Source organism: Sphingomonas sp. GW821-FHT09E03 (assembly GCF_059416225.1).
In genome coordinates this window covers 31,699-55,328 of the sequence record NZ_JBWKOS010000004.1, presented here as the reverse complement: position 1 = coordinate 55,328, position 23,630 = coordinate 31,699, and the positions used below count along the sequence as shown (strand labels likewise).

Below are 23,630 nucleotides of genomic sequence, written 5' to 3'. Positions count from 1 at the left end.
GGGTTGCCGCCCCCCTTGCGCCGTCTAAGAGCGTCCGGGCGCGAGGCGGCAACGTCTTGTCTTGCCCCGCGATCCGACAAGTTGACCAAAACGTCAACTGCGGGAACAAGGCCAGCGGTGGGAGCGGATCAACATATCGACTGGATGAGCAGCGCCGCCAGTGCGCTCGACTGGTGGCAGGACGCCGGTGTCGACACGCTGGTCGACGAGCTGCCGCGCGACTGGCTGGCCGCGCCGGTGCCCCAGCAGCCCTTGGCGCCGGCTGCGGCCGAACCAGTGGTGGCACCGGCAGCCGCCATGTCGGACGATCTCGCCACCTTCCTCGCCTGGCGCATCGCCGCCGACGCTCCCGAGGCGGCATGGCGCGGCGTCTCGATCGCGGCGACCGGCCCGGCGAATGCCAAGGTGATGGTGCTGGTCGACTGCCCCGACAAGGAGGATGGCGCCGAAAGCCTGCTGATGACCGGCGTGGTCGGCCGCCTGTTTGATCGGATGCTTGCGGCGATCGGGCTCAGCCGCGACGCTGTGCACCTCGCCGCGGTGTGCGCGCGGCGGCCACTGGCGGGGCGAATGCCCGGCGACGTCGAGCAGCGCCTGTCCGACATCTCGCGCCACCACATCGGTTTGGTCGCGCCGCAACGCGTGCTGCTGATGGGCAATGCGGCCAGTCGTGCCATTCTGGGGATGGACATGCCGGCCTCCCGTGGTTCTTTACACCAGTTTAACCACAAGGGCGGAGAGACAGGGGTGGTCGCCAGCTATCATCCGCGCTTCTTGCTCGAGAAGCCGGCGGCAAAGGCAGAGGCCTGGAAGGACTTGCAATTGCTGATCCAGGGGGTGGAATTATGACCCGCATGTTCAGGGTGATATTCGCACTGTCGGCGGCGCTGCCGGCCTCGGCGCTGGCCGCTCCCGTGCCGGCCGCGGAACCAGCGCCGACGCCGGCCGGCGATGCCCGCAGCGCGCTGCCGGCGGTGGCCGAGCATCTTCCCACGCAGCTCGATGCTGACCAGCGCAGCGGCTATCGCGCGGTGTTCCAGGCAATCCGCGACGGCAAGTGGACCGACGCGCAGATCCAGCTCGCGACGATGAAGCCCGGCCCGCTGCACGCGATCGCGCGCGCGGAAATGTATACTGCCAAAGGCTCGCCCAAGGTGGAACTCGAGCCGCTGATGGCGCTGCTCGCCGAGGCTCCTGAGCTTCCCGAGGCCGCCGATCTGGCGCGGCTCGCCAAGGCTCGCGGCGCCGTCGATCTCGCGCCGCTGCCGATGGCACAACGGCTGATCTGGCAGGATGGCGCGCCGCGCCGGGTCCGCGCCAAGGCCACCAAGAGCGACGAGATCGCCGCTGATCTCGCCACCAAGATGCAGCCGTTCGTTAAGGCGGACATGGCGCACGAGGCGCAGGCACTGCTCGAGGGCACCGAGGGGCTTACCCCCGAGGCACAGGCCGAATGGCAGGCGAAGGTCGCCTGGATGTATTATCTGGTCGGCGACGACGCCAATACGCGGCTGATGGCCGCCAAGGCTGCTGAGGGTACGGGCGACTGGGCGGTGCAGGGCCGCTGGATGGGCGCGCTCTCTGCGTGGCGGCAGAACGACTGCGCCGCGGCCGAGACCGCGTTCGAGGGCGTGGCAGGACGAGCCAGCGACGTCGACCTGCGCGCCGCCGCGCTGTATTGGGCGAGCCGCGCCGACATGGCGTGCGGGCGGCCCGACAAGGTCCAGGCGCGGCTGCAATCCGCAGCACAATTTTCCGAAAGCTTCTACGGCCAGCTCGCCCGCCAGGCACTGCAGATCACCGACAAGGGGCCGGCGCTCAACGCGCTGGTCACCGGCGACTGGGCGGCGCTCGACAAGCGCCCCAACGTCCGCGTCGCCGCGGCGCTCGCCGAGATCGGCGAAACTGATCTGGCCGACGACGTGATCCGCCAGCAGGCGCGGATCGGCGACCCGCGCGAATTCGGCAGTCTCGTCCGCATCGCCGAGGCGCTGAGCCTGCCGGCGACCACGGTGTGGCTGGCGCACAATTGCCCGCAGGGCGTCACCATGACCGCCGAGGCGCGCTATCCCACCCCCGATTGGACGCCCGACAGCGGCTGGCGGGTCGAGAAGGCGCTGGTCTATGCCCATACGCTCGAGGAGAGCGGCTTCCGCAACAAGGTGGTGAGCCCCGCCGGCGCTTATGGCCTGATGCAGATCATGCCGGCCGCGGCGACTGATTTCGCCCGCGAGCGCGGCACCGCGATCGACAAGGCGGCGCTGACCAAGCCGTCGGTCAACATGGATATCGGCCAGCGTCATCTCGAGCGGCTGCGCGACATGGCCGGCGTTACCGGCGGGCTGCTCCCCAAGGTGATCGCGGCCTATAATGCCGGTCCCAAGCCGGTCGGCGAATGGAACGCGCTGGTCCGCGATGGCGGCGACCCGCTGCTCTATATCGAGAGCATTCCTTATTGGGAGACGCGCGGCTATGTCACCACGGTGCTGCGCAACTATTGGATGTACGAGGCGCGCGGCACCGCCCGCAAGCTGCCGAGCCGCGCCGCACTGGCGCAGGGCATGTGGCCGCGCTTCCCCGGCCTGCCGGGCGCCACCGCGGTGCGGATGAACGCCCGCCCGGCGGCGACCGCCAGTGCCAGCACGATCGCCGTCAACGGCACTGTCGGCCTGCAATCGAGCACCGTCAGCAAAGACTGACCCTTCCCCCTCCACCCGTCATGCCGAACTCGTTTCAGCATCCATCACCCGCAGCATCCATCAAGGGCAAGCGCTGGTGATGGGGCCTGGACCAAATTCAGCATGACGAGGCATGTTGGGGAATCTCGAGCAGGTCCTCGGCGGCGCTTATCCGTGGCCGGCGCGGCGCCAACGTGGCATGACCTCGGCGTCACCGCTTCCGTGAGACCTCGCCATGCCGATTGACCCTACCCTCACCTTCATCCCTGTCCGCATCGCGGTGCTGACCGTCTCCGACACCCGCGGTCTCGATGACGACCGCTCGGGCGACACGCTGGTGGCGCGGCTGAGCGAGGCGGGCCATGTTCTCGCCGATCGGGCGATCCGGCGCGACGACGCCGACGGCATCGTCGCCGAGCTGCACCGCTGGATCGACGATGAGACAATCGATTGCATCATCACCACCGGTGGCACCGGCGTCACCGGCCGCGACGTCACCCCCGAGGCAATCGAGCGTGTTGCCGACAAGATGATCCCGGGCTTCGGCGAGCTGTTTCGCTGGCTGAGCTATGCCAAGATCGGCACGTCTACCGTGCAATCGCGCGCCTGCGCCTGCGTCGCCCGCGGCACCTACATCTTCGCGCTCCCCGGCTCGACCGGCGCCGTCAAGGACGGCTGGGACGATATCCTCAAGGACCAACTCGATAGCCGGCACCGGCCATGCAACTTCGTCGAGCTGATGCCGCGGCTCCTGGAACGCTGATCGCCTCGCCCCGCGGCCGTTACGCTAAATCCGGCTGCATCACCGCTAGCTCGTGGCCATCCGGGTCGGCAAAGTGGAAGCGCCGGCCGCCCGGAAAGGCGAATACCGGTTGGGTGATCGTCCCTCCGGCCCGTTCGACCGCGGTCTGTGCGGCGTCCAAGTCCTCCACCTCGATCACCGCGAGCGGCGCTGCGGTACGCTCGTCGGGATCGGCCTGGAAGCCGACGTCCGCGCCGCCGGTCGTCGCGGCGGCATAGGTCGGACCATAGTCGGTGGTCGGCCAGGCGAACGCCGCGGCGTAGAACGCCTTGGCGCGGGCGGTGTCCGCCACCGGCAGTTCAAGGTAGGTGATCCGGGCCATGACCAAGTCTCCTTATCCATGTTCTTGATGTGTTCTGCCTGATCCCCTAGCATGTGCGCATGGCCCAGGGCAACAGACGCCGGCCGGTGCGCGGCGCCACCGGCAACGTGCGCAGCACGCGCTTCGACCACCTGTCGTTCGAGGCAGACGGCGATTGGCTCGACGACCGCGACGCGATCGATGGCGCGCCGCCGCCACTGCGGACGGTGGTGACGGTCGAGCAGCCCCGCACGATCATCGCGCGCAACAGCTCGCCCGACATCGGCTTCGATCGCTCGATCAATCCCTATCGCGGCTGCGAGCATGGCTGCATCTACTGTTTCGCCCGGCCGAGCCATGCCTTCCACGATCTGTCGCCCGGCCTGGACTTCGAGAGCCGCCTGTTCGTCAAGCCGACCGCCGCGGCGCTGCTTCGCGAGGAGCTCGGCAAGCCCGGTTATGCGGTGGCGCCGATGGCGCTCGGCACCAACACCGATCCGTATCAGCCGATCGAGGCGGAGTGGCGAATCACCCGCGGCATCATCGAGGTGCTGGCCGAGACCGGCCATCCCCTCACCATCACCACCAAGTCCGACCGGGTGGTCCGCGATCTCGATCTGATCGCGCCGATGGCGGCCCAGGGTCTGGCCGCGGTGGCGATGTCGGTCACCTCGCTCGATCCGCGGATCGCGAGCACCGTCGAGCCCCGCGCATCCACCCCCGAGCGGCGGCTTGCCGCGGTGCGTACCCTCGCCGCCGCGGGCGTACCGACCTATGTGTCGATCGCCCCGGTGATCCCGGGGATCACCGATCACGAACTCGAACATCTGATCGAGCGGGCGGCCGAGGCGGGGGCGGCGGGCGTGTTCTTCATCCCCGTCCGCCTGCCGCACGAGGTCGCGCCGCTGTTCCGCGCCTGGCTCGACGCGCATTTCCCCGATCGCGCCGGCAAGGTGATGGCGACCATCCAGTCGTTGCGCGGCGGCCGCGACAATGATCCCAGCTTCCATACCCGGATGCGCGGCAGCGGCCCGTGGGCGGAGCTGCTGCGCACCCGGTTCCGCATCGCCTGCCGCAAGCACGGCCTCGATCGGCCGCGGGTGCCGCTGCGCACCGATCTCTTCCGGCCGCCGCGCGGGCCGCAGGGCGAGTTGTTCTAGCCCGGGCCGGATCCACCGGCCACGCCCATCGTTGACCCGTCACCCAGATGCAGGAGACGACGATGACCGATCAGGACAATCTCGGCCCGGACGACGCGGCGGACAAGGACGATGCCACGACCTCGACCCCCGAGGAGCCGGCGTCCGGTGCCGGCTATGGCAACAATGCCGGCCCGCAAGGCGACGAGGCGAGCGACGACTAAGCTCGTCGACATGGTGCCTGGTCGGCGTGCCTAGCCGACCAGCGCCAGCTTCGACGTCGCCCGGTCGAGCGTCACCGCCGAGATGCCGGGGATCGCTTCGATCTGCCCGACCAGCTCGAGATCGAGCAGGAAGTCGCGGCCGAGCAGCACTACCGCCTCGCCGCCCTCCAGCGGCAATCGTGCCCGCACCTCGCCGCGCGCGCCGCGATGCGCCTCCAGCAACCCCGCCAGCGCCGCCAGCGCGGCCGGCGTGGCAACCGTCGCCTCCACCGTGAACCGCGCGATCGACGCGAGGCTGTCGAACGGCTGCAGCCGCTTGACCGACACCCGCGGCGTCTCCTCGCCCGGCCGGCGATCGAGCTCCACCGTCGCCAGGCCGCAGCCGCCCATTCGCGCCGCATCCTCGAGATCCGCGGCGACGGCATCGTCGAAGCAGGTCGCGACGAACTGTCCCGAAGCATCGGACAGCGTCGCCATCATGTAGCGCTTGCCGCGTGCCGAGGTTCGCCAGCGCGCATCCTCGACCAGTACCGCCATGGTCGCGCCGGCGCGGGTGCCGTCCTCGGGAATGTTGAGCTCGGTGAGCGCGACATATTGCCGCGCGCCGTGCATCTTGGCGAGATGGGCGTGGCGATCGACCGGATGCGCCGAGAAATAGAAGCCGAACGCCTCCTTTTCCTGCTCCATCCGATCGGCGAGGCTCCACCGCGCCGAGGCGGGCAGCTTGATCGTGTCGCCGGCGACATCCTCGGTGCCGAACAGCCCGCCCTGCCCGCTGGTGCGGCCCTCATGGGTGCGCGCGGCGACCGCCAGCACGGTCTCGGCGACGGCATGGATCCCGGCACGATTGGTGTCGAGCGAATCGAACGCGCCGCCGGCAGCAAGGGTCTCGAGCTGCCGCTTGTTGATCAGCCGCGGGTCGACCCGGGTGGCGAGATCGTCGAGGCTCTTGAACGCGCCGTGCGTGCGCCGCTCCTCGACCAGCCGCTCCATCGCTCCCTCGCCGACCGACTTCAGCGCCGCCAGCGCAAAGCGCACCGCCAGGCCGTCCTCGGTTTCCTGGACGTCGAATTCGGCCTCGCTATGGTTGATGTCGGGGCCGACGATCGAGACGCCGAGCCGGCGCATGTCGTCGACGAAGATGCAGAGCTTGTCGGTCTGCGCCATGTCGTAGCACATCGATGCCGCAAAGAATTCCGCGGGGTGGTGCGCCTTCAGCCAGGCGGTCTGGTAGGCGAGCAGCGCATAGGCCGCGGCATGGCTCTTGTTGAAGCCGTAGCCGGCGAACTTGTCGATCAAGTCGAACAGCTCGTTCGCCTTGGCCTTGCCGATATTGTGGGTCTTGGCGCAGCCCTCGACGAAGATCGAGCGCTGGGCGTCCATCTCCGCCTTGACCTTCTTGCCCATCGCGCGGCGGAGCATGTCGGCGCCGCCGAGGCTGTAGCCGGCGAGGATCTGCGCCGCCTGCATAACCTGTTCCTGGTAGACGAAGATGCCATAGGTTTCGGCGAGGATCGGCTCCAGCGCGGCGTGCGGGTAGACGATCTCCTCCTGGCCCTGCTTGCGGCGGCCGAAGCTCGGGATGTTGTCCATCGGCCCCGGGCGGTAGAGCGACACCAGCGCGATGATGTCGCCGAAGTTGGTCGGCCGCACCGCGGACAGCGTCCGCCGCATCCCCTCCGATTCGAGCTGGAACACGCCAACCGTGTCGCCTTTCTGGAGCAGCTTGTAGACGCCCTCGTCGTCCCAGGTGAGCGCATCGAGGTCGACCTCGACGCCGCGCTTGGCGAGCAATTGCACCGCCTTCTTGAGCACGGACAGGGTCTTGAGGCCGAGGAAGTCGAACTTCACCAGGCCAGCGCCCTCGACATATTTCATGTCGAACTGTGTCACGGGCATGTCCGAGCGCGGGTCGCGGTACAGCGGCACCAGTTGCGCGAGCGGGCGGTCGCCGATCACCACGCCGGCGGCATGGGTGGAGGAGTGCCGCGGCAACCCCTCCAGCTTCATCGCCAGATCGACCAGCCGGCGCACGCCATTGTCGTTGCTATACTCGCGCGCGAACTCACCGACGCCGTTGAGCGTGCGCTCGAGCGTCCATGGATCGGTGGGGTGGTTGGGGATCAGCTTGGCGAGTCGATCGACCTGGCCATAGCTCATCTGCAGCACGCGCCCGGTGTCCTTGAGCACCGCGCGCGCCTTCAGCTTACCGAAGGTGATGATCTGCGCGACTTGGTCGCGGCCGTATTTCTCCTGGACGTAGCGGATCACCTCGCCGCGGCGGGTTTCGCAGAAGTCGATGTCGAAATCCGGCATCGACACGCGCTCGGGGTTGAGGAAGCGCTCGAACAGCAGGCCGAGCTTGATCGGGTCGAGATCGGTGATCGTCAGCGCCCAGGCAACCGCCGAGCCCGCACCCGATCCTCGGCCGGGGCCGACCGGGATGTCGTGATCCTTGGCCCATTTGATGAAGTCGGCGACGATCAGGAAGTAGCCCGGGAACCCCATTTGAACGATGACGTCGATCTCGAACTCCAGCCGCTGGCGGTAGACTTCGCGCCACCCCTCCTCGCCCTCGCCTTCCAGTTTGGCGATCCAGTCGAGCCGGCGCTCCAATCCGGCGCGCGAATCGGTGCGCAGCATCTCGGCCTCGCCGTCGCGATCGCCGGCGAGGCTCGGCAGGATCGGCTTGCGCTTGGGCGCCATCACCGCGCAGCGCTGCGCCACCACCAGCGTGTTGTCGATTGCCTCTGGCAGGTCGGCGAACAGCTCGCGCATCATCGCCGCCGGCTTCAGCCATGCATCGGGCGAGGTCTTCTGGCGATCGTCGCTCTGCACATAGGAGGAAGAGGCAATGCAGAGCATGGCATCGTGCGCGTCGCTGAAATCAGCCTGGGTGAAGCAGCACGGATTGGTCGCGACCAACGGCAGGTCGCGTGCATAAGCGAGATCGAGCAGCGCCTGTTCGGCCCCCTCCTCGATCGCGTTGTCGCGCCGCGCGATCTCGACATAAAGACGTTCGGGAAACAGCGCCTCTAGTCGGTCGGCGTAGAGCCCCGCACGATCGGGCTGGTCCTCATGGTACAGGCGGGCGAGCGCGCCTTCGCCACCGGCGGTCAGCGCGATCAGCCCGTCGGTGCGGCCCTCGAGCGCGGCAAAGTCGACATGCGCGGGCAATTCGATTGGCCGGTCAAGATGGGCGAGGCTGACCAGCGCACACAGATTGTCGTAGCCGACCGTATCCTGCGCATAAAGCGCGATCCAGTCGAGCGTCGGCGCCACACCCTCGGGCTGATCCGGCCGCGCGACGCATAGCATGGTGCCGATCACCGGCTGGACGCCCGCACTCTTGGCGGCGTCCGAATAGGCCATTGCGGCATAGAGGCCGTTACGGTCGGTCAGCGCCGCCGCCGGAAACTTCAGCGCCTTGGCCTGCTTGGCGATCGCCTTGGGCTCGATGGCGCCGTCCAGCATGGTGTAGGAGGAGAAGATGCGGAGCGGCACGAACCCGGAATGCGACATGCCCCCGATAGTAGCCCCGATGGCCTGATTCGAACAGGGACCGCGCGGAACCAGCGGTGGAAAACGTCGTTCCGCCTGCATAACGGAGTAAGTGCATGACCGACCCCCGCCCCGCCACCGCCGACCGCGTGGTCTTCACCGACCGCACGACGTTCGATCCCCTTGCCGCGACGCCGGCGGGCGCCGGCTGGGGCTGGATCCTCGGCTATGGCATCCTGTCGGTGGTGCTCGGCCTCGCTGCCTTCGCCTGGCCGTTCGCCGCGACGCTCACGGCCACGCTGGTGATCGGCGGCTTCTTCATCGCCGCCGGGCTGGTGTCGATCACCGCGGGCTTCGTCGGCAAGGACCATGAGGGCCGCGGCTATGCGATCGGCTTCGGCATCCTGTCTTTGGTCATTGGCCTCGTGATGGCGTTCGAGCCGGTCGCCGGCGCGCTGTCGCTGACGCTGATGGTCGCGGTGTGGCTGGGCATCCGCGGCGTGCTCGAGATCGCGCTCGGCGCGCGCTTCCGCCGCGGCCGCGGGCTGATGATCGCGCTCGGCATCGTCAACATCCTGCTCGCCATCTATGTGCTGGCAACGCTGCCCTGGGCGGCGCTGACGCTGCCGGGCTTCATCCTCGGCATCAGCTTCCTGCTCGGTGGCATCACCTCGATCGTCTCGGCCCTCAATCACCGCACCGGCGCGCCCGCCTTTGCGGTCGCAGGCTGAGAGCCGCGCCATGGACCTGCCTACCGTCACAATCCCCACCATCGCCGTTGCCGGCAGCGACGAGCGCTTTCCGGTCCGTCGCATCTTCTGCGTCGGCCAGAATTACGCCGATCACGCTCGCGAAATGGGCGGCGATCCGACGCGCAACCCGCCGTTCTTCTTCGCCAAGCCCGCCGATGCGGTGGTCGAGAGCGGATCGACGATCCCGTTTCCGACCATGACCGAGGATCTCCATCACGAGATCGAGCTGGTGGTGGCCCTGGGCACCGGCGGCAGCGACATTGCCGCTGGCGACGCCATGGCGGCAATCTACGGCTATGCCGCAGGAATCGATCTTACCCGCCGCGATCTCCAGGCGGTAGCCAAGAAGGCCGGCCGACCGTGGGATCTCGCCAAGGGCTTCGACCGCTCCGCCCCGATCGGCGCGATCACCCGCGGGGCACCGCCCGAAACCGGCGCGATCCAGCTGAGCATCGATGGGTCGGCGCGCCAGTCGGGCGATCTCGACCAGATGACCTGGAGCGTCGCCGAGATCATCGCCACGCTGTCGACCTTTGTCGCGCTGGCGCCGGGAGACCTGATCTTCACCGGGACCCCGGCCGGGGTCGGCCCGGTGTTGCGCGGCCAGACGCTGAACGGCGAAGTGCCCGGTGCCGAGCCGGTCGAGGTGAGCTTTAGCTGAGTGGCCCTCAGCAAAAGCGGCAGCCGTTAGCAGCCCCTCCCCTACGCTTGAAGGCGATGCCCTCGTGCATCGGATTGACGCCGAGCGAGCAGCTGGCGGTCTAGAGCAGCGCCTCGATATCGCGGGTGATCGCCTCGGGCTTGGTGGCGGGGCCATAGCGGCGAACGATTCTGCCCTGGCGATCGACAAGGAACTTGGTGAAGTTCCACTTGATCGCCTTGCTGCCGAGCAGCCCCGGCGCCGCGGCCTTGAGGCGCACGAACAGCGGATCGGCCCCGGCACCGTTGACATCGACCTTGGCGAACAGCGGAAAGGTGACATCGTAGGTCAGTGAGCAGAAGGACGCGATCTCGGCGGCGTCGCCGGGCTCCTGCGCGCCAAACTGGTTGCAGGGGAAGGCGAGCACCGAGAAGCCGCGCGGGCTCAATCGGCGCTGCAGCGCCTCCAGCCCTTCATATTGCGGGGTGAAGCCGCATTGCGACGCGGTGTTGACGATCAGCAGCACCTGCCCTGCCCAGCGCTCCAGCGGCACCCGCTCGCCGTCGGCGGCGGCGACCGAGATGTCGGCGATGCTGCTCATCCGTGCCGCGCCAGCAGGAACTGGAGGTTCTGGCGGACTCCCGGCCATTCGCGATCGAGGATGCTGTACACCACCGAGTCGCGCAACCGGCCGTCGACAATCTGGTGCCCGCGCAGCACGCCGTCGCGCTGCGCGCCGAGCCGCTCGATCGCGGTCTGGCTGCGCTTGTTGAGCGAATCGGTGCGGATCTGCACGCACTGGCAGCCGAGCTGGTCGAAGGCATGGGAGAGCAGCAGCAGCTTGGCCTCGGTGTTGACCCCGGTGCGCTGGACCGTCCTGGCATAGAAGGTGCCGCCGATCTCCAGCCGCCGATGCTTCTCGTTCATCCGCATCAGCCGGGTGGTGCCGACCACCTGCCCTGCCGGGGCCGCTACCGCGAACAAGCGCGCGCGGCCATGCGCCTGCTCGGCGAAGCTCGCATCCATCCAGCGCGGCGAATCCTTGAGCTGGGCGACATTGGCGTAGAAGGTGTCCCACAGATTACCGGCGCGCGCGACCTCGACCAGCGCCGCCTCGTCGCTGCGATCGAGCGGGCGCAAGGTGACGTGACGACCGACCAGCGTCGGCGTCTCGCCCCAGCTCACTGCAGCACGCCTTCATGGAGGCGGACCACGCGATCCATCTTCTGCGCCAGCCGCTCGTTGTGGGTCGCGACCAGCGCCGCCGAACCTTCCTCGCGGACCAGCCGGAGAAATTCGGCGAGCACGACATCGGCGGTATGCTCGTCGAGATTGCCGGTCGGCTCGTCGGCGAGCACCAGCGCCGGGCGATTGGCCAGCGCCCGGGCGACGGCGACGCGCTGCTGCTCGCCACCCGACAGCTGGCTCGGGCGATGGGTCAGGCGGTGGCCGAGGCCGAGCGCCGTCAGCAGCGACGCGGCGCGCTCGTCGGCGGGCTTGCGCTCGGCGCCATGGACGAGCTGCGGCAGCACGACGTTCTCGACCGCGTTAAAATCGGGGAGCAGGTGATGGAACTGGTAGACGAACCCCAGGCGGTCGCGGCGCATGGTCGTGCGGCCATTTGCGCTGAGGCTCGCGGCTTCCTCGCCGCCGATCCGGATCGAGCCTTCAAAGCCGCCCTCGAGCAGCCCGACCGCCTGGAGCAGGGTCGACTTGCCCGAGCCGGACGGGCCGACCAGCGCGACGATCTCTCCCGGCGCGACCGCGAGGTCCACGCCGCGCAGCACGTGGATCACCTCGCCGCCCTGGACGAAGTTGCGGGTCAGCCCGCGGGTCTGGAGGACGGCGTCATTCATAGCGGAGCACCTGGACCGGATCGGTGCTCGCCGCCTTCCACGCCGGGTACAGCGTGGCGAGGAAGCTGAAGACCAGCGCCATCGCGGTGATGACGATGATCTCGACCGGATCGGGCTTGGAGGGCAGTTCGGTCAGATAGCGGATCGAGGGATCCCACAGGTTCTGGCCGGTGACGAGCTGGACGATGTTGATCACGCCCTGCCGGTAGAAGAGGAACAGGAAGCCGAGGCCGAGCCCGGCGACCGTGCCGAGTGCGCCGATCGTGGTGCCGACGACCATGAAAATCCGCATCAGGCCGCCGCGGGTCGCGCCCATCGTCCGCAGGATCGCGATGTCGCGGGTCTTGGCGCGCACCAGCATGATCAGCGACGAGAGGATGTTGAACACCGCGACGAGGATGATGATCGACAGCACGGTGAACATCGCCACCCGCTCCACCGCCAGCGCCTCGAACAATTGCGCGTTCATCTGCTGCCAGTCCTGGATGATCGCATTGCCGCCGAGCTTGTTGCCGAGCGGCGCGAGGATCTGGCGGACCTTGTCGGCATTGTTGGTCTGCACCTCGACCATCGCCACCGCGTCGCCGAGGAACAGCAGGGTCTGCGCATCCTTGATCGGCATGATCACATAGGCTTTGTCATAATCGTAGACGCCGATCTCGAAAATCGCCGAGACGGTGTAGCTCACATAGCGCGGCACGGTGCCGAACGGCGAGGCGGCGCCCTGCGGGTTGATGATCGTGATTTCGCTGCCGACCTGCGCGCCCAGCGCCTCGGCCAGCCGCGAACCGATCGCGATCCGGCCGCTGCCCGGGGTGATCGGCGCCAGTGACCCCATCACCAGCTTGTCGCCCACCGCGGCGCGGAAATCCGGCACTGCCATGCCGCGCACCAGAATGCCCTCGGAACGGCCATTGTAGGTCGAGAACAACGGCTGTTCGATCAGCGGAACCGCGGACGTCACCCCCGGCGTCCGCTTCGCCTCCGCCACAATCTCCCGCCAGTCCGGCAGGCGATTGTTCGCGCCCTGGATCACGGCATGACCGTTAAGCCCGACGATCTTGTCGAACAGTTCGGCGCGGAAGCCGTTCATCACGCTCATCACGATGACGAGTGCGGCGACGCCGAGCATCACCGCGACCAGCGAGATGGAGGCGACCAGGAAGATGAAGGCCTCCCCCTTGCCCGGCAGCAGATAGCGGCGGGCGATCATCCGTTCATAGCGTGAGAGGATCATGCGCCGGCTCTAGGAGAGCGGGCGGCGGCGCGCAAATGGATGTTGCGGATTCGACACAGGGTGACGGCAATCGCTTTGCCGTTGCGACATCCCCGGTGACAAGGCGGCCTATCGTGCCTAGCAGATACTCATCTGAGACACAGGCAATGGCCGTGGTTCGGGGAAATTGCCAAGGGTTACCGCTGCGACACCGCGCGGGCCGGCGGCAAGAAGGGGGCTGACGAGTTTACTCGTCACGCAGGCACCCGGATCGGTAACGGTCCGGGTGTTTGCCGTTGAGGGCGCTGCGCCTTCCTACCTGCAACGACAATCATCCTTCGCGCCTCCAAATCGTCACCCCAGCGCACGCTGTGGTCTTCGGCGGCTCCGGCCCGCTTCATCACCACGAGATCCCAGCTTTCGCTGGGATGACGATCGGTTGAAGGCAAGGCTGCCCCCTCTCTCAGAACGACTTAGAAATGGTGAAGCCATAGGTCCGCGGGTCACCCGGCTGGCCGACGATCAGGCCGGTGCTGCCCGACTGGGTGGACAGCAACTCGAAATAATTCTGGTCGAACGCGTTACGCACCCAGCCGAACAGGTTGAGATCGCCCTTGCGATAGCCGGCGCGCACGTTCGACAGCGAATAGCCCTCGATCCAGGTGTAGGCCGAGGGGGACGGATTGGACGAGAAGCGCGAGCGGTAATTGCCGTCATAGCCGATGTAGATCTCGGCTCCTGCGTTGCCGACCGGGACGTTATATTCGGCGCCGTAGGAGAACGACCATTTCGAGATGCCGGGCAGCCGCTGCCCCGAAATGTCGCAATAAGGCAGGCTGTTGCCGGGCGTCCCCGCCGCCGCGGGGGTGCCGACGATCTGGCCGTTGACCACCGGCAGCGCGGTGCCGCCGGTCAGCTCGGGCGCACAGGGTGCATTGTCGAACTTGCGATAGGTGGCGTCGGTATAGGCGCCGTTGACGTATAGGTTGAGCCGCTTGCTCGGCCTGAAGTTCGAGTCGAATTCGAACCCGCGCGAGCGGACCTTGTCGGCATTGGCGAGATAGCCGCGGATCACGTTGATCGCGTTGTTGTTCACCGTGGCCTGGTAATCGCCGACCTCGGTCCAGAATGCGGCGGCGTTGACGGTCAGGCGGCGGTCAAGGAACTGGGTTTTCAGCCCGATCTCGAAATTGTCGACCGTCTCGGGCTTCACCGTCTGGGTGGAAAGATCGACCCCGGTGCTGGTGGAGTTGAGCGGCAGGCCGGACAGGTTGATCCCGCCCGACTTGAAGCTTTTCGCGTAGGTCGCATAGCCGTGGATGTCGGTGGTGAGGTCGTACGACAGTGTGACGTCGCCCGATACGTTCCAGTCGCTGAACCGGGGGCTGTAACGCTGCGGCGCCAGCGTGTTGATCTGGTTCTGGAAGGTCGTACGTGCGGCGCCGACCGGCGTTGCCGCAAGCAGCGCGGCGACATTGTCCGCGGTCGCGACGAAATCATACTGGCCGTTGTGGATGCTGACGATCGATTCGTAGAAGCCGGATTTCTTGTCGTAATTAACGCGCAGGCCAGGTTGGAGGTGCAGCCGGTCGGTCACTGCCCAGTTGAGCTTGCCGAACACCGCGAAGCTGGTGTTGTCGAAGCTGATCGTGTTGGTCGACGTGAGCCCGTTGAGCACGTTGGGGTTGAGGGCGTCGGCGCCCGACAGCAGGAAGCGGCTCGCCGCCGAACCCTGGACCTGCGACCCCTGGGTATCGATGGTCTGGTGGAAATAGAAGGCGCCGACGGTGTAATCGAGCTTGTTCGCGCCGTTCGAGGCCAGGCGGATCTCCTGCGACACCTGCTTTTGCTGCGAGGGATTTTGCGAGACGGTAGTGATCGGCAGACCGATGAAGTCGCGGTCGTTCTGCGGCTGCCAGTCCCAGTAGCGCCAGGCGCTGACCGAGGTCAGCGTCGCCGGGCCGAGATCCCAGTTGGCGACCAGCGAGGCACCGCCGATCTCCTGGCGCGAGTTGATCCCCGCATCGAGATCGGTGACGCGGTCGAACGGATCGGTACTCGGTGGCGTGTAGCCAAAGGCGGCGGCGAGCGCTGCATATTGGCGTGCCAACGGCCGCTGGGTGGCGCCGACCCGGGCGTAATATTGGACGCAGCACAAGGGGTTCTGGACGTTGAAGTCGCCCGACAGGGTGAGATCGAGCGCATCGGTCGCCTTCCACAGCAATTGCCCGCGCAGGCCGAGATTGCGCTGGCGGTGGAGGTTCTCGTCCGAGGTGACATCGTAGATCGTGCCCTTGCGCGAGGTCGACGAGCTCGACAGGCGGATCGCCAGCTTGTCGGTGAGCGGCCCGGACACCGATCCCTTGGCCTGGAAAAAATCGTAATTGCCGCCGCTCACCTCGACGCGCGCCTCTGGTTCGAAGCTCGGCGCGCGGGTGGTGATGTTGATCGCGCCGGCGGTGGTGTTCTTGCCATACAGCGTGCCCTGCGGCCCGCGCAGCACCTCGACCCGGTCGACATCGACGAAGTCGAAGGTCGAGGCGCCGATCCGGCCGATATAGACGCCGTCGACATAGAAGCCGACGCCCTGCTCGATGCCGTCGTTGGTGAGGCCGAACGGCGCGCCCAGGCCGCGGATGTTGATCGCCGAGTTGCGCGGGTTGCTCGAATAGAATTGCAGCGACGGCTGCTGCTGCTGGAGCCGGTTGACGGTGAACGCGCCGGTGTTGCTGATGTCCTCGCCGCCGATCACCGACATCGCGATCGGCACCTCCTGGACGCGCTCCTCGCGGCGGCGCGCGGTGACGACGATGTCGCCCGCGCGCGTTGCGGGCACTGCCTCGCCTGTCCCCGTCGCGGGCACCGATCCGTCGGCAGCGGCTGGCGGCGGCAAGGTCTGATCGGCCGGCACGGCCGCGGCCTGGCCGGCAAGCAACAAAGCGAGCGTCAACGACATGCGGGTCTCCCTGAACCTCTGTTATGCCGCCTAAACTCCACCGAACCGGTGGATGATCAATGCAGAAGAAGCTTGGCGTCGCGAAGCCGGCCTATCCGGCGGTGGCGATCATCGATTTGGCCCCTCTTGAACCCATCGCGCGACGCCCCAAATGCCGGTCACGCGGCGCCGCCATGGGCCGCGTGGCAGCGCCGCGCAGCAGCGGGCGTCGCCATTCATCAACTCGCTCAGATGAGGAATTGATATGCGACTCGACCTTACTCCCTATCGCCGCTCGACCATCGGCTTCGATCGCCTGTTCGACATGCTCGAAACCAATGCGCAGCGCGCCTCGGCGGAGAATTACCCCCCCTTCAATCTCGAGCGTCTAGCCGAAGATCGCTACCGCATCACCCTGGCGGTGGCGGGCTTTACCCGTGACGAGATCGAGATCACCGCGCAGCAGAACCTGCTGCTCGTCGCCGGCAAGAAGGACGACAAGGCGCAAGGGCAGAGCTTCCTTCACGTCGGCATCGCCAACCGCAGCTTCGAGCGCCGCTTCGAACTCGCCGACTTCGTGTTCGTCGATGATGCGCGGCTGAACGATGGTCTGCTCGTGATTGATCTGGTCCGCGAGGTGCCCGAGGCGATGAAGCCCAAGAGTATTGCGATCAAGACTGGTGCGTCGCTCGCCGCAGTCGAGCAGAACTCAGGTCAGCCCGCCGATCAGGCCGAGGCGGCCTAACCAGCTCGGCGCCCTTGCTACTCCCTAGGGGCGCCGCGGGGCGTCCGGACCGACGGGTCCGGGCGCCTTTTCTATTTCAGCCGCAGCGGCAGCCCGGCGGCGATGAAATCGACCCGGTCGACCGCCGCCGCAACGCGCTGGTTGATCGTCCCCGCCCAGTCACGGAACCGGCGCGCCAGCGCGTTGTCGGGAACGATGCCGAGCCCCACCTCGTTGGCGACCAGCACCATCCGCGCGGTGCTCGCGCTGATGGTGGCGACGAGATCGTCGATGGCCGCAGGGTCGTCCGCCTCGGCGAGCAGCAGGTTCGAGGCCCAGAGCGTGAGACAGTCGACGAGCAGCACCGCGTCCGTCCCGTCCGCCTTGCGGATCGCCGCGGCCAGCGCCTTCGGTGCCTCGACCGTGGTCCAGCGCGCGTCGCGATCAGCCTGGTGACGCGCGATGCGATCGCTCATCTCGCCGTCGAACGCCTGGGCAGTGGCGATGAACACCAGCCGCGCGCCATCCGCAGCCCAGGCCTCCGCCATCGTCTGGGCATGCCGGCTCTTGCCCGAGCGAGCGCCGCCCAGCACCAGCAGGGTGCGCGTGTCGTCGTCGGCCATGATCCCGTCTCCCCTTGTGTGGCGCGGCGCGAGCGCTGATGGAGGCGCGGTGATGCGAAGTCGAGGGGTGAGCGGGGCAGATGTGGACGGGCTGATGGTGCACGGCGGCCGGCTGGACGAGGCGGCGCGGCGCTTCCCCGACGCCGCCCTGCCTTGGCTCGACCTCTCAACCGGGATCAATCCCTGGCCCTGGCAGGGCGGCACCGCGGCGATCGACCTGCGCCGCCTGCCAAGCCCCGACGAGCTGACGGCACTGGAGCGCGCCGCGGCGGCGTCCTTCGGCGCCGCCGCCATGGTCGTCGCGGCGCTGCCGGGATCGGAGATCGGGCTGCGCCTGCTCGCGCCTGCCGGGCTGCCGACGCCCTATCACGTCGTGGCGCCGGGATACCGGACCCATGCCGAAGCCTTGGCCGGCGCACGGGCGATCACGCCCGCCCAGCTGGACGCAGCGGCCGAGACCGGCGGCACCATCCTGCTCGCCAACCCCAACAACCCCGACGGCAGAACCATCGCGCCGGAGCGACTGCTCGCGCTCGCCCCGACGCTCACAGCCCGCGGCGGCTGGCTGGTGATCGACGAGGCCTTCGCCGATGCAGCGCCTGCCTGCAGCATCCTGCCCCATCTGCGCGGCGACGAGCCGGTGGTGGTGATGCGATCGTTCGGCAAGTTCTTCGGGCTGGCCGGCGTCAGGCTGGGGTTCGCCTGCGGGCACCCGACAATGGTCGAGGCGATTCGGGCAAGGCTTGGCAGCTGGCCGGTCTCCGCGACAGCGATCGCGGTCGGCACCGCTGCCTATCGTGACAGCGCCTGGGCGGCCACGACGCGCGCCGGGCTGATCGACGCTGCTGCGGGGCTGGACGCAATGCTCCAATCGCATGGGTTCGATCCGGTCGGCGACAGCCCCCTGTTCCGGCTGATCGCCACCGACGATGCCGCGGCGCTGTTTACGCGGCTGGCCAGCGCCGGCATCCTCACCCGCCGGTTCGATTATGCGCCGGGCTGGTTGCGGCTCGGGCTGCCCGACGGCCCGGCTGCGCTCGCCCGGCTCGACGCGGCGCTGCGCGATTCCTGAGCCCGTCGCCTTGGTGGCGCTGGCGCTCGACGCGGCGATTGGCTGGCCGCCGGCGGTCTATGCGCGGATCGGCCATCCCGTCGGCGGTGTTGCCCGCGCGATCGGCTGGTGCGAGCGGCGCTGGAACGATCCGGCGCGATCCGATCGCTCGCGCCGCCTCGCCGGCGTCGCGACCATCGCGATCGTCGCCGGTGGGGCAGCGGCGCTCGCCGGATTGGCGGCGGCGGCCGCGCACGCGCTGCTCGGCGTCCATGGCTGGTTCGTCGTCGCCTTGCTCGCAGCGCCCGGCCTCGCGCAACGCAGCCTTGACGATCACGTCCGCCCGGTCGCCACGGCGCTGGAGCAGGACGATCTCACCACCGCGCGCGAGCGGGTCGGCTGGATCGTCGGCCGCGATACCGCGACGCTGGATCGCGCCGGCGTGTCGCGCGCCGCGATCGAGAGCCTGGCGGAGAGCTTCTGCGACGGCATTGCCGCGCCCCTGTTTTGGCTGCTGCTGCTCGGGCTTCCGGGCCTGTGGGCCTACAAGGCGATCAACACCGCCGACAGCCTGATCGGTCACAAGGAACCGCGCTGGCGCGCCTTTGGCTGGGCCGCGGCGCGGATCGACGATGGCGCCAATTGGGTGCCCGCTCGGCTCGGCGGGGTTATCCTGTGTCTCGCCGGCGCCGGCGGCTGGCGGACGATGTGGGCCGATGCGCGGCGCCATGCCTCGCCCAATGCCGGCTGGACCGAGGCGGCGATGGCCGGCGCGCTCGGCGTTCGCCTTGTCGGCCCGATCGCCTATGACGGCGTGATGATGGACAAGCCCTGGATCGGCGACGGCCGGATGGATGCAGGCCCGCGCGATATCCGGCGTGCCTTGCGGATCTACCGCACCGCCTGCGCACTGCTGTGGCTGGCGGCGGGAGGAATCGCATGGGTGGCGTGATGCTGCAGGGCACCGGCTCGGATGTCGGCAAGTCGGTGCTTGTCGCCGGCCTGTGCCGCGCGCTTGCCAATCGCGGCTTGAACGTACGCCCGTTCAAGCCGCAGAACATGTCCAACAACGCCGCCGTCACCGCCGATGGCGGCGAGATCGGCCGCGCCCAGGCGACCCAGGCGATCGCTGCCCGCGTGCCCGCCAGCGTCGACATGAACCCGGTGCTGCTGAAACCGCAAGGGGACCGCAGCTCGCAGCTGGTGGTTCATGGCAAGGTACGCGGCGTGCTCAAGGCGTCGGAATGGCGCCGCGGCCGCGAAGGGCTGCTCGATGACGTGCTCGCCAGCTACCGCCGGCTGGAAGCCGAGGCCGACATCGTCGTCGTCGAAGGAGCGGGCTCGCCCGCCGAAATCAATCTGCGCGCCAGCGACATCGCCAACATGGGGTTCGCCCGCGCGGCTGGGGTGCCGGTGGTGCTGATCGGCGACATCGATCGCGGTGGCGTCATCGCCTCGCTCGTCGGCACCAAAGCGGTGATCGATCCGGCAGACGCGGCGATGATCCATGGCTTCATGGTCAACAAGTTTCGCGGCGATCCATCCCTGTTCGACGATGGCTATCGCGCGATCGAGGCGCGTACCGGCTGGCGGGGCTTTGGCGTCGTGCCGTGGCTGACGGACGCGGCGCGGCTGCCGAGCGAGGATGCGGTGGTGTTGCAGCGCCCGGTCACCCGCGGCGAAGGACGCATGGTGATCGCCTGCCCGATCACCGCGCATATTGCCAATTTCGACGATCTCGATCCGTTGCGGCTGGAGCAGTCGGTGGAACTGGTGATGGTGCGGCCGGGCGAGACTATCCCTGCCGAGACGGCGCTGATCGTGATCGCCGGATCGAAGGCGACGATCGCCGACCTCGCCTTCTTCCGTAAGCAGGGCTGGGACATCGACGTGCTCGCACACCATCGCCAGGGCAAGCCGGTGCTCGGCCTGTGCGGCGGTTACCAGATGCTCGGCCAAACCCTCGCGGATCCCGAAGGGGTGGAAGGCCCAGCCGGCACGGTCGCCGGGCTCGGGCTGCTCGCCGTCAATACGGTGCTGACCGGCAGCAAGGCGCTGGTCGCAGTCAGCGGGACGGCCGGCGGCGCGCCGTTCAGCGGCTATGAGATGCACATGGGGCTGACCACCGGCCCCGACACCGCGCGCGCCGCCGCCGTGTTCGCCGATGGCCGCACCGACGGCGCGGTCAGCGCCGACCGGCTGGTCACCGGCAGCTACGTCCATGGCCTGCTCGGCGACGCCCGCCAGCGCGCGGCGTGGCTGGGCCGGATCGGCGCGGGAGCGAGCGGCCCGGATCACGGCGCCGCGATCGATGCGGCGCTCGACAGCATCGCCGACATGCTCGAGCGCCATGTCGATGTCGATGGCCTGATCGCGCTGTCAGCGATGGGCAGCAATCGCCAGCGCGAGTAGCAGCCCGGTTTCGACCAATTCGATGCCCGCGCCATGCGCATCGCCGGTGACGCCCCCGAGCCGCGCCCGCAGCCACCAGCACCAGCCGCCGATCAGCACCGGTGTCGCGAGCAGCGCCGGTTCGATCGCAGCGGCGGCCGCGCAGAGCAGCGTCCAGCCGATCAGGTCGCGGCGGCGGACCGCGCCAGCGACCAGCGTCGCCAGCCCGCCCGGCTTGAGCGGCGGCAGCCATGCCGACCAGGCGAGCGGGCCGATCCGCGCGGCGAACGGCACCAGCATCAGCGGCCACCAGCCGAGCGGGGCGGCGGCGTGGAGCAGCACCAATTTGGCGATCAGTTGCAGCGCCAGCGCGATTACTCCGAAGCTGCCGACATGCGGATCGGCCATGACCGCGAGCAGCCGCTCCCTGTTGCCATGCGCCGCGCCGAGGCCGTCGGCGAGATCCGCGAGGCCATCGAGATGCAACGCGCCGGTGATCGCGACCCAGCCGGCGAGCGCGGCAAGCGCGCTGGTCCAGGGATCTATCAACGCGCCGAGCCAGGCAGCCCCGGCGATGATCACGCCGATGACCAGGCCGACCAGGGGATAGAAGCGGATCGCCGCGGCGAAGTCGTCGGTGTCGGCGGCGACCTGCGGCAGCGGCAAACGGGTGAGGAAGCCCAGCGCGACGACCAGCCGCTTCACGGCCTCAACGCCACGATCTGCGCGGCCGGCGCCTCGCCGCGCCACAGGCGGAGCGAGACCAGGCAGCCATATGGTAGGTCAAACGCCCACAATTGATCACGTGTGAAGCCGCAACTCACCGCCAGCGCCGCACGGATCGCCCCGGCGTGGGTGACGACCAAGGTACCGTCCGCGGTCGCCGCCAGCGCGGCGCCGACCCGCGTGGTGAGCGCCGACCAGCGCTCGCCGCCGGGGGGCGGGTCGCGATCGGGATCGGCCCAGAAGGCGCCCAGCGCGGCCTGGTTGACCTCGCTGGCGCGGTGGCCGTCCCAGGCCCCGAAATCGAGTTCGCGCCAGCGCGGGTCAAGCCGGTGCGGCAGCTGCCGGTCGTCGCCGATCGCCCGGGCGCAGTCGGCCGCGCGCTGGAGATCGGAGCTGATGATCCCCGCGATACCGACCACGCCGGCCGCCGCCCGGCATTCCGCGATACCGTCAGCGGTGACGCCGCAATCGGTATGGCCGAGCAGCCGCCCGGTCAGCGCCGGCGTCCCGTGGCGCATCAGGTGGATCGTCACCGGCTCGGTCACGCGGTCGAGACGCCCGCCTCGGCAAAGGTCGCCATGCCGTTGTGCGCTGCGAGTGCGGCGCGGACGATCCCGGCCGCGAGCGCGGCGCCGCTGCCCTCGCCGAGCCGCATGTCGAAGCTCAGCAGCGGCGCCAGCCCAAGCCGATCGAGCAGCCGGCGGTGACCGGGCTCGGCCGAGCAATGGCCGGCGAGGCAATGGTCCACGATGGCGGGCGACGAGGCGGCAAGCGGTGCTACCGCCGAGCAGCAGATGAAGCCGTCGAGGATCACCGGCACGCCAGCCTGGCGGGCGGCGAGCACCGCCCCGGCAATCGCGGCGATCTCGCGACCGCCGAGGCGGCGCAGCGTATCGAACGCGCCCTTGGCCACGCCATGGTGCAGCGCCAGTCCCGCGTCGATCACCGCGACCTTGTTGGCGAAGGCATTACCCACGACGCCGGTGCCGGGACCAGCCCAATCACGCGCGTTGCCGCCGAAGCTCGCCGCGCACAGCGCCGCGGCGGGCGTCGAATTGCCGATCCCCATCTCGCCGAGCACGAGCAGGTCGAGCCCCGGCTCGACCATTTCCGCGCCGGCGTTGATCGCGGCGAGGCATTCCGCCTCGGTCATCGCCGGCGCGAGCGTTAAATCGGCGGTCGGCCGATCGAGCTCGAGCGCGACCACGCGCAGCTCCAGCCCGGCCGCGCCGGCGAGCGCGTTGATCGCAGCCCCGCCGCGCTCGAAATTGCGCACCATCTCCGCCGTGACCGCCGGCGGGAAGGCGCTCACCCCGCGTGCGGCGACGCCGTGGTTGCCGGCGAAGATCACCGCACGGCCGCGGTCGAGCTGCGGCCGCGCGCGGCGCTGCCAGCCGGCCATGAACAAAGCAAGGTCTTCCAGCCGGCCAAGCGACCCCGGCGGCTTGGTCAGCTCGGCCTGCCGGGCTGCCGCGGCGGCGCGTGCGCCTTCGTCGATGCCGGAGAGCGCGGCCAGCGCCGCCTCGACCGCCGCCGGGCTGTCGAAGCGGATCATTCGACCACGAACCCTGGCGGCGGCGTTCGGGTGATGAAATGTCCCTTCACCCCGGCCGGCCATTGTTTGAACGGCACCTGCCCCATCTCGCTGCCGGCATAGAGCAACGCATAATCGAGGATCGCGCGCGCCGAGTCCTCGTCGGGGGCGAACCGGCCCATCACGTAGCCGACCTTGTCGGGCGCGCGCAGATGGACCGTGCAAAAGTCGGCGCAGGCGAACAGGCATGGCATCTCCTGCACCGCGACTGCGCCATAGGCGGGATCGGACGCCTGCACCGCACGGAGTGCCGCTACCAGCCGCGCGCCGCCGCGCCGGCCCTCGGCATCGTCGCGCGCATCAGCGGTAAAGCGGCAGGTGTTGCAGGCGACCACCGCGGGTCCCGCATCGACGGGCTTCAGCATGATCCGGCGTCCTGCGCGGATTGGACCGGACAGGCCGGGCCGGCGGAAATCGGCTCGTCGTTCATCATATCATTCCCAAACATATTGATCGGCGCTTCGCCTGCCGACCGTG

At 68.6% G+C, this 23,630-nt stretch carries 23 protein-coding genes; 11 read left to right on the top strand and 12 right to left on the bottom strand.

Annotation, left to right across the window (positions count from 1 at the left end; all coding sequences use genetic code 11):
* Window positions 1-117: 117 nt before the first annotated feature.
* The 3 genes from AC07M8_RS10625 to moaB all read left to right on the top strand — a co-directional run bounded on the left by AC07M8_RS10625 (window position 118) and on the right by moaB (window position 3,441).
* On the top strand, window positions 118-849 hold the full coding sequence (locus AC07M8_RS10625; RefSeq protein WP_495174320.1) for a uracil-DNA glycosylase: 732 nt from the start codon (window positions 118-120) through the stop codon (window positions 847-849).
* Between the two features lie 5 nt (window positions 850-854).
* The gene (locus AC07M8_RS10620) at window positions 855-2,699 is read left to right on the top strand and encodes a lytic transglycosylase domain-containing protein (RefSeq protein ID WP_495174319.1); all 1,845 of its coding nucleotides are present in this window, start codon (window positions 855-857) and stop codon (window positions 2,697-2,699) included.
* A 214-nt stretch (window positions 2,700-2,913) separates the two neighbouring features.
* A complete protein-coding gene (moaB, locus tag AC07M8_RS10615) occupies window positions 2,914-3,441 on the top strand; it encodes a molybdenum cofactor biosynthesis protein B (protein ID WP_495174318.1) in 528 nt (175 codons plus the stop codon).
* A gap of 19 nt (window positions 3,442-3,460) precedes the next feature.
* Here moaB and AC07M8_RS10610 read toward each other — a convergent pair whose 3' ends face one another.
* Window positions 3,461-3,802, bottom strand: coding sequence for a VOC family protein (locus AC07M8_RS10610; protein ID WP_495174317.1), 342 nt, complete (start codon window positions 3,800-3,802; stop codon window positions 3,461-3,463).
* 59 nt (window positions 3,803-3,861) lie between these two features.
* Between AC07M8_RS10610 and AC07M8_RS10605 the strand changes: the two genes are divergently transcribed.
* Window positions 3,862-4,941: a PA0069 family radical SAM protein gene (locus AC07M8_RS10605; RefSeq protein ID WP_495174316.1), complete on the top strand. Its 1,080-nt coding sequence runs from the start codon at window positions 3,862-3,864 to the stop codon at window positions 4,939-4,941.
* Window positions 4,942-5,003: 62 nt separating this feature from the next.
* Window positions 5,004-5,144 carry a hypothetical protein gene (locus tag AC07M8_RS10600; protein ID WP_495174315.1) on the top strand — a complete coding sequence of 47 codons (141 nt, stop codon included), beginning with the start codon at window positions 5,004-5,006 and terminating at the stop codon, window positions 5,142-5,144.
* A gap of 30 nt (window positions 5,145-5,174) precedes the next feature.
* Here the strand turns inward: AC07M8_RS10600 and dnaE are convergent, their stop codons facing one another.
* Window positions 5,175-8,666 (bottom strand): DNA polymerase III subunit alpha, encoded by a 3,492-nt coding sequence (gene dnaE / locus AC07M8_RS10595; RefSeq protein ID WP_495174314.1) that lies wholly within the window; start codon window positions 8,664-8,666, stop codon window positions 5,175-5,177.
* A 95-nt stretch (window positions 8,667-8,761) separates the two neighbouring features.
* On the opposite strand from dnaE, the gene AC07M8_RS10590 reads away from it, so the two are divergent.
* Entirely contained in the window at window positions 8,762-9,376 is a 615-nt protein-coding gene (locus tag AC07M8_RS10590) for an HdeD family acid-resistance protein (protein WP_495174313.1), read from the top strand.
* A gap of 10 nt (window positions 9,377-9,386) precedes the next feature.
* Window positions 9,387-10,058: a fumarylacetoacetate hydrolase family protein gene (locus tag AC07M8_RS10585; protein WP_495174312.1), complete on the top strand. Its 672-nt coding sequence runs from the start codon at window positions 9,387-9,389 to the stop codon at window positions 10,056-10,058.
* Window positions 10,059-10,158: 100 nt separating this feature from the next.
* Here the strand turns inward: AC07M8_RS10585 and AC07M8_RS10580 are convergent, their stop codons facing one another.
* The 5 genes from AC07M8_RS10580 to AC07M8_RS10560 form a co-directional block, all read right to left on the bottom strand.
* Entirely contained in the window at window positions 10,159-10,638 is a 480-nt protein-coding gene (locus AC07M8_RS10580) for a glutathione peroxidase (protein WP_495174311.1), read from the bottom strand.
* Window positions 10,635-11,222 (bottom strand): GNAT family N-acetyltransferase, encoded by a 588-nt coding sequence (locus tag AC07M8_RS10575; protein ID WP_495174310.1) that lies wholly within the window; start codon window positions 11,220-11,222, stop codon window positions 10,635-10,637. Before AC07M8_RS10575 ends, AC07M8_RS10580 begins: the two co-directional genes overlap by 4 nt.
* On the bottom strand, window positions 11,219-11,893 hold the full coding sequence (locus tag AC07M8_RS10570; protein ID WP_495174309.1) for an ABC transporter ATP-binding protein: 675 nt from the start codon (window positions 11,891-11,893) through the stop codon (window positions 11,219-11,221). The genes AC07M8_RS10575 and AC07M8_RS10570 overlap by 4 nt, the downstream gene beginning before the upstream one ends.
* On the bottom strand, window positions 11,886-13,130 hold the full coding sequence (locus tag AC07M8_RS10565; RefSeq protein WP_495174308.1) for a lipoprotein-releasing ABC transporter permease subunit: 1,245 nt from the start codon (window positions 13,128-13,130) through the stop codon (window positions 11,886-11,888). Before AC07M8_RS10565 ends, AC07M8_RS10570 begins: the two co-directional genes overlap by 8 nt.
* A gap of 442 nt (window positions 13,131-13,572) precedes the next feature.
* The gene (locus tag AC07M8_RS10560) at window positions 13,573-16,065 is read right to left on the bottom strand and encodes a TonB-dependent receptor (RefSeq protein ID WP_495174307.1); all 2,493 of its coding nucleotides are present in this window, start codon (window positions 16,063-16,065) and stop codon (window positions 13,573-13,575) included.
* 244 nt (window positions 16,066-16,309) lie between these two features.
* Here AC07M8_RS10560 and AC07M8_RS10555 point away from each other — a divergent pair, with 244 nt between their 5' ends.
* Window positions 16,310-16,789, top strand: coding sequence for an Hsp20 family protein (locus tag AC07M8_RS10555; RefSeq protein ID WP_495174306.1), 480 nt, complete (start codon window positions 16,310-16,312; stop codon window positions 16,787-16,789).
* A 71-nt stretch (window positions 16,790-16,860) separates the two neighbouring features.
* On the opposite strand, the gene cobU is transcribed toward AC07M8_RS10555, so the two are convergent.
* Window positions 16,861-17,391, bottom strand: a complete 531-nt coding sequence (cobU, locus tag AC07M8_RS10550; protein ID WP_495174305.1) for a bifunctional adenosylcobinamide kinase/adenosylcobinamide-phosphate guanylyltransferase — start codon at window positions 17,389-17,391, stop codon at window positions 16,861-16,863.
* Between the two features lie 52 nt (window positions 17,392-17,443).
* On the opposite strand from cobU, the gene AC07M8_RS10545 reads away from it, so the two are divergent.
* Genes AC07M8_RS10545 through AC07M8_RS10535 form a run of 3 tightly spaced genes read left to right on the top strand, consistent with a single transcriptional unit; the run spans window position 17,444 to window position 20,854 of the window.
* Window positions 17,444-18,463, top strand: a complete 1,020-nt coding sequence (locus AC07M8_RS10545) for a threonine-phosphate decarboxylase (RefSeq protein ID WP_495174695.1) — start codon at window positions 17,444-17,446, stop codon at window positions 18,461-18,463.
* On the top strand, window positions 18,456-19,394 hold the full coding sequence (gene cbiB / locus AC07M8_RS10540) for an adenosylcobinamide-phosphate synthase CbiB (protein WP_495174694.1): 939 nt from the start codon (window positions 18,456-18,458) through the stop codon (window positions 19,392-19,394). Before AC07M8_RS10545 ends, cbiB begins: the two co-directional genes overlap by 8 nt.
* On the top strand, window positions 19,382-20,854 hold the full coding sequence (locus AC07M8_RS10535; RefSeq protein ID WP_495174304.1) for a cobyric acid synthase: 1,473 nt from the start codon (window positions 19,382-19,384) through the stop codon (window positions 20,852-20,854). The genes cbiB and AC07M8_RS10535 overlap by 13 nt, the downstream gene beginning before the upstream one ends.
* On the opposite strand, the gene cobS is transcribed toward AC07M8_RS10535, so the two are convergent.
* The 4 genes from cobS to AC07M8_RS10515 are packed head-to-tail and all read right to left on the bottom strand — an operon-like array spanning window position 20,822 to window position 23,518.
* Window positions 20,822-21,538 carry an adenosylcobinamide-GDP ribazoletransferase gene (gene cobS / locus AC07M8_RS10530; protein WP_495174303.1) on the bottom strand — a complete coding sequence of 239 codons (717 nt, stop codon included), beginning with the start codon at window positions 21,536-21,538 and terminating at the stop codon, window positions 20,822-20,824. The genes AC07M8_RS10535 and cobS overlap by 33 nt on opposite strands.
* Window positions 21,535-22,092: a histidine phosphatase family protein gene (locus tag AC07M8_RS10525; protein ID WP_495174302.1), complete on the bottom strand. Its 558-nt coding sequence runs from the start codon at window positions 22,090-22,092 to the stop codon at window positions 21,535-21,537. The genes cobS and AC07M8_RS10525 overlap by 4 nt, the downstream gene beginning before the upstream one ends.
* 8 nt (window positions 22,093-22,100) lie before the next feature.
* Window positions 22,101-23,114, bottom strand: coding sequence for a nicotinate-nucleotide--dimethylbenzimidazole phosphoribosyltransferase (gene cobT, locus AC07M8_RS10520; RefSeq protein WP_495174301.1), 1,014 nt, complete (start codon window positions 23,112-23,114; stop codon window positions 22,101-22,103).
* Window positions 23,111-23,518, bottom strand: coding sequence for a DUF1636 domain-containing protein (locus AC07M8_RS10515; RefSeq protein ID WP_495174300.1), 408 nt, complete (start codon window positions 23,516-23,518; stop codon window positions 23,111-23,113). Before AC07M8_RS10515 ends, cobT begins: the two co-directional genes overlap by 4 nt.
* Window positions 23,519-23,630: the final 112 nt, after the last annotated feature.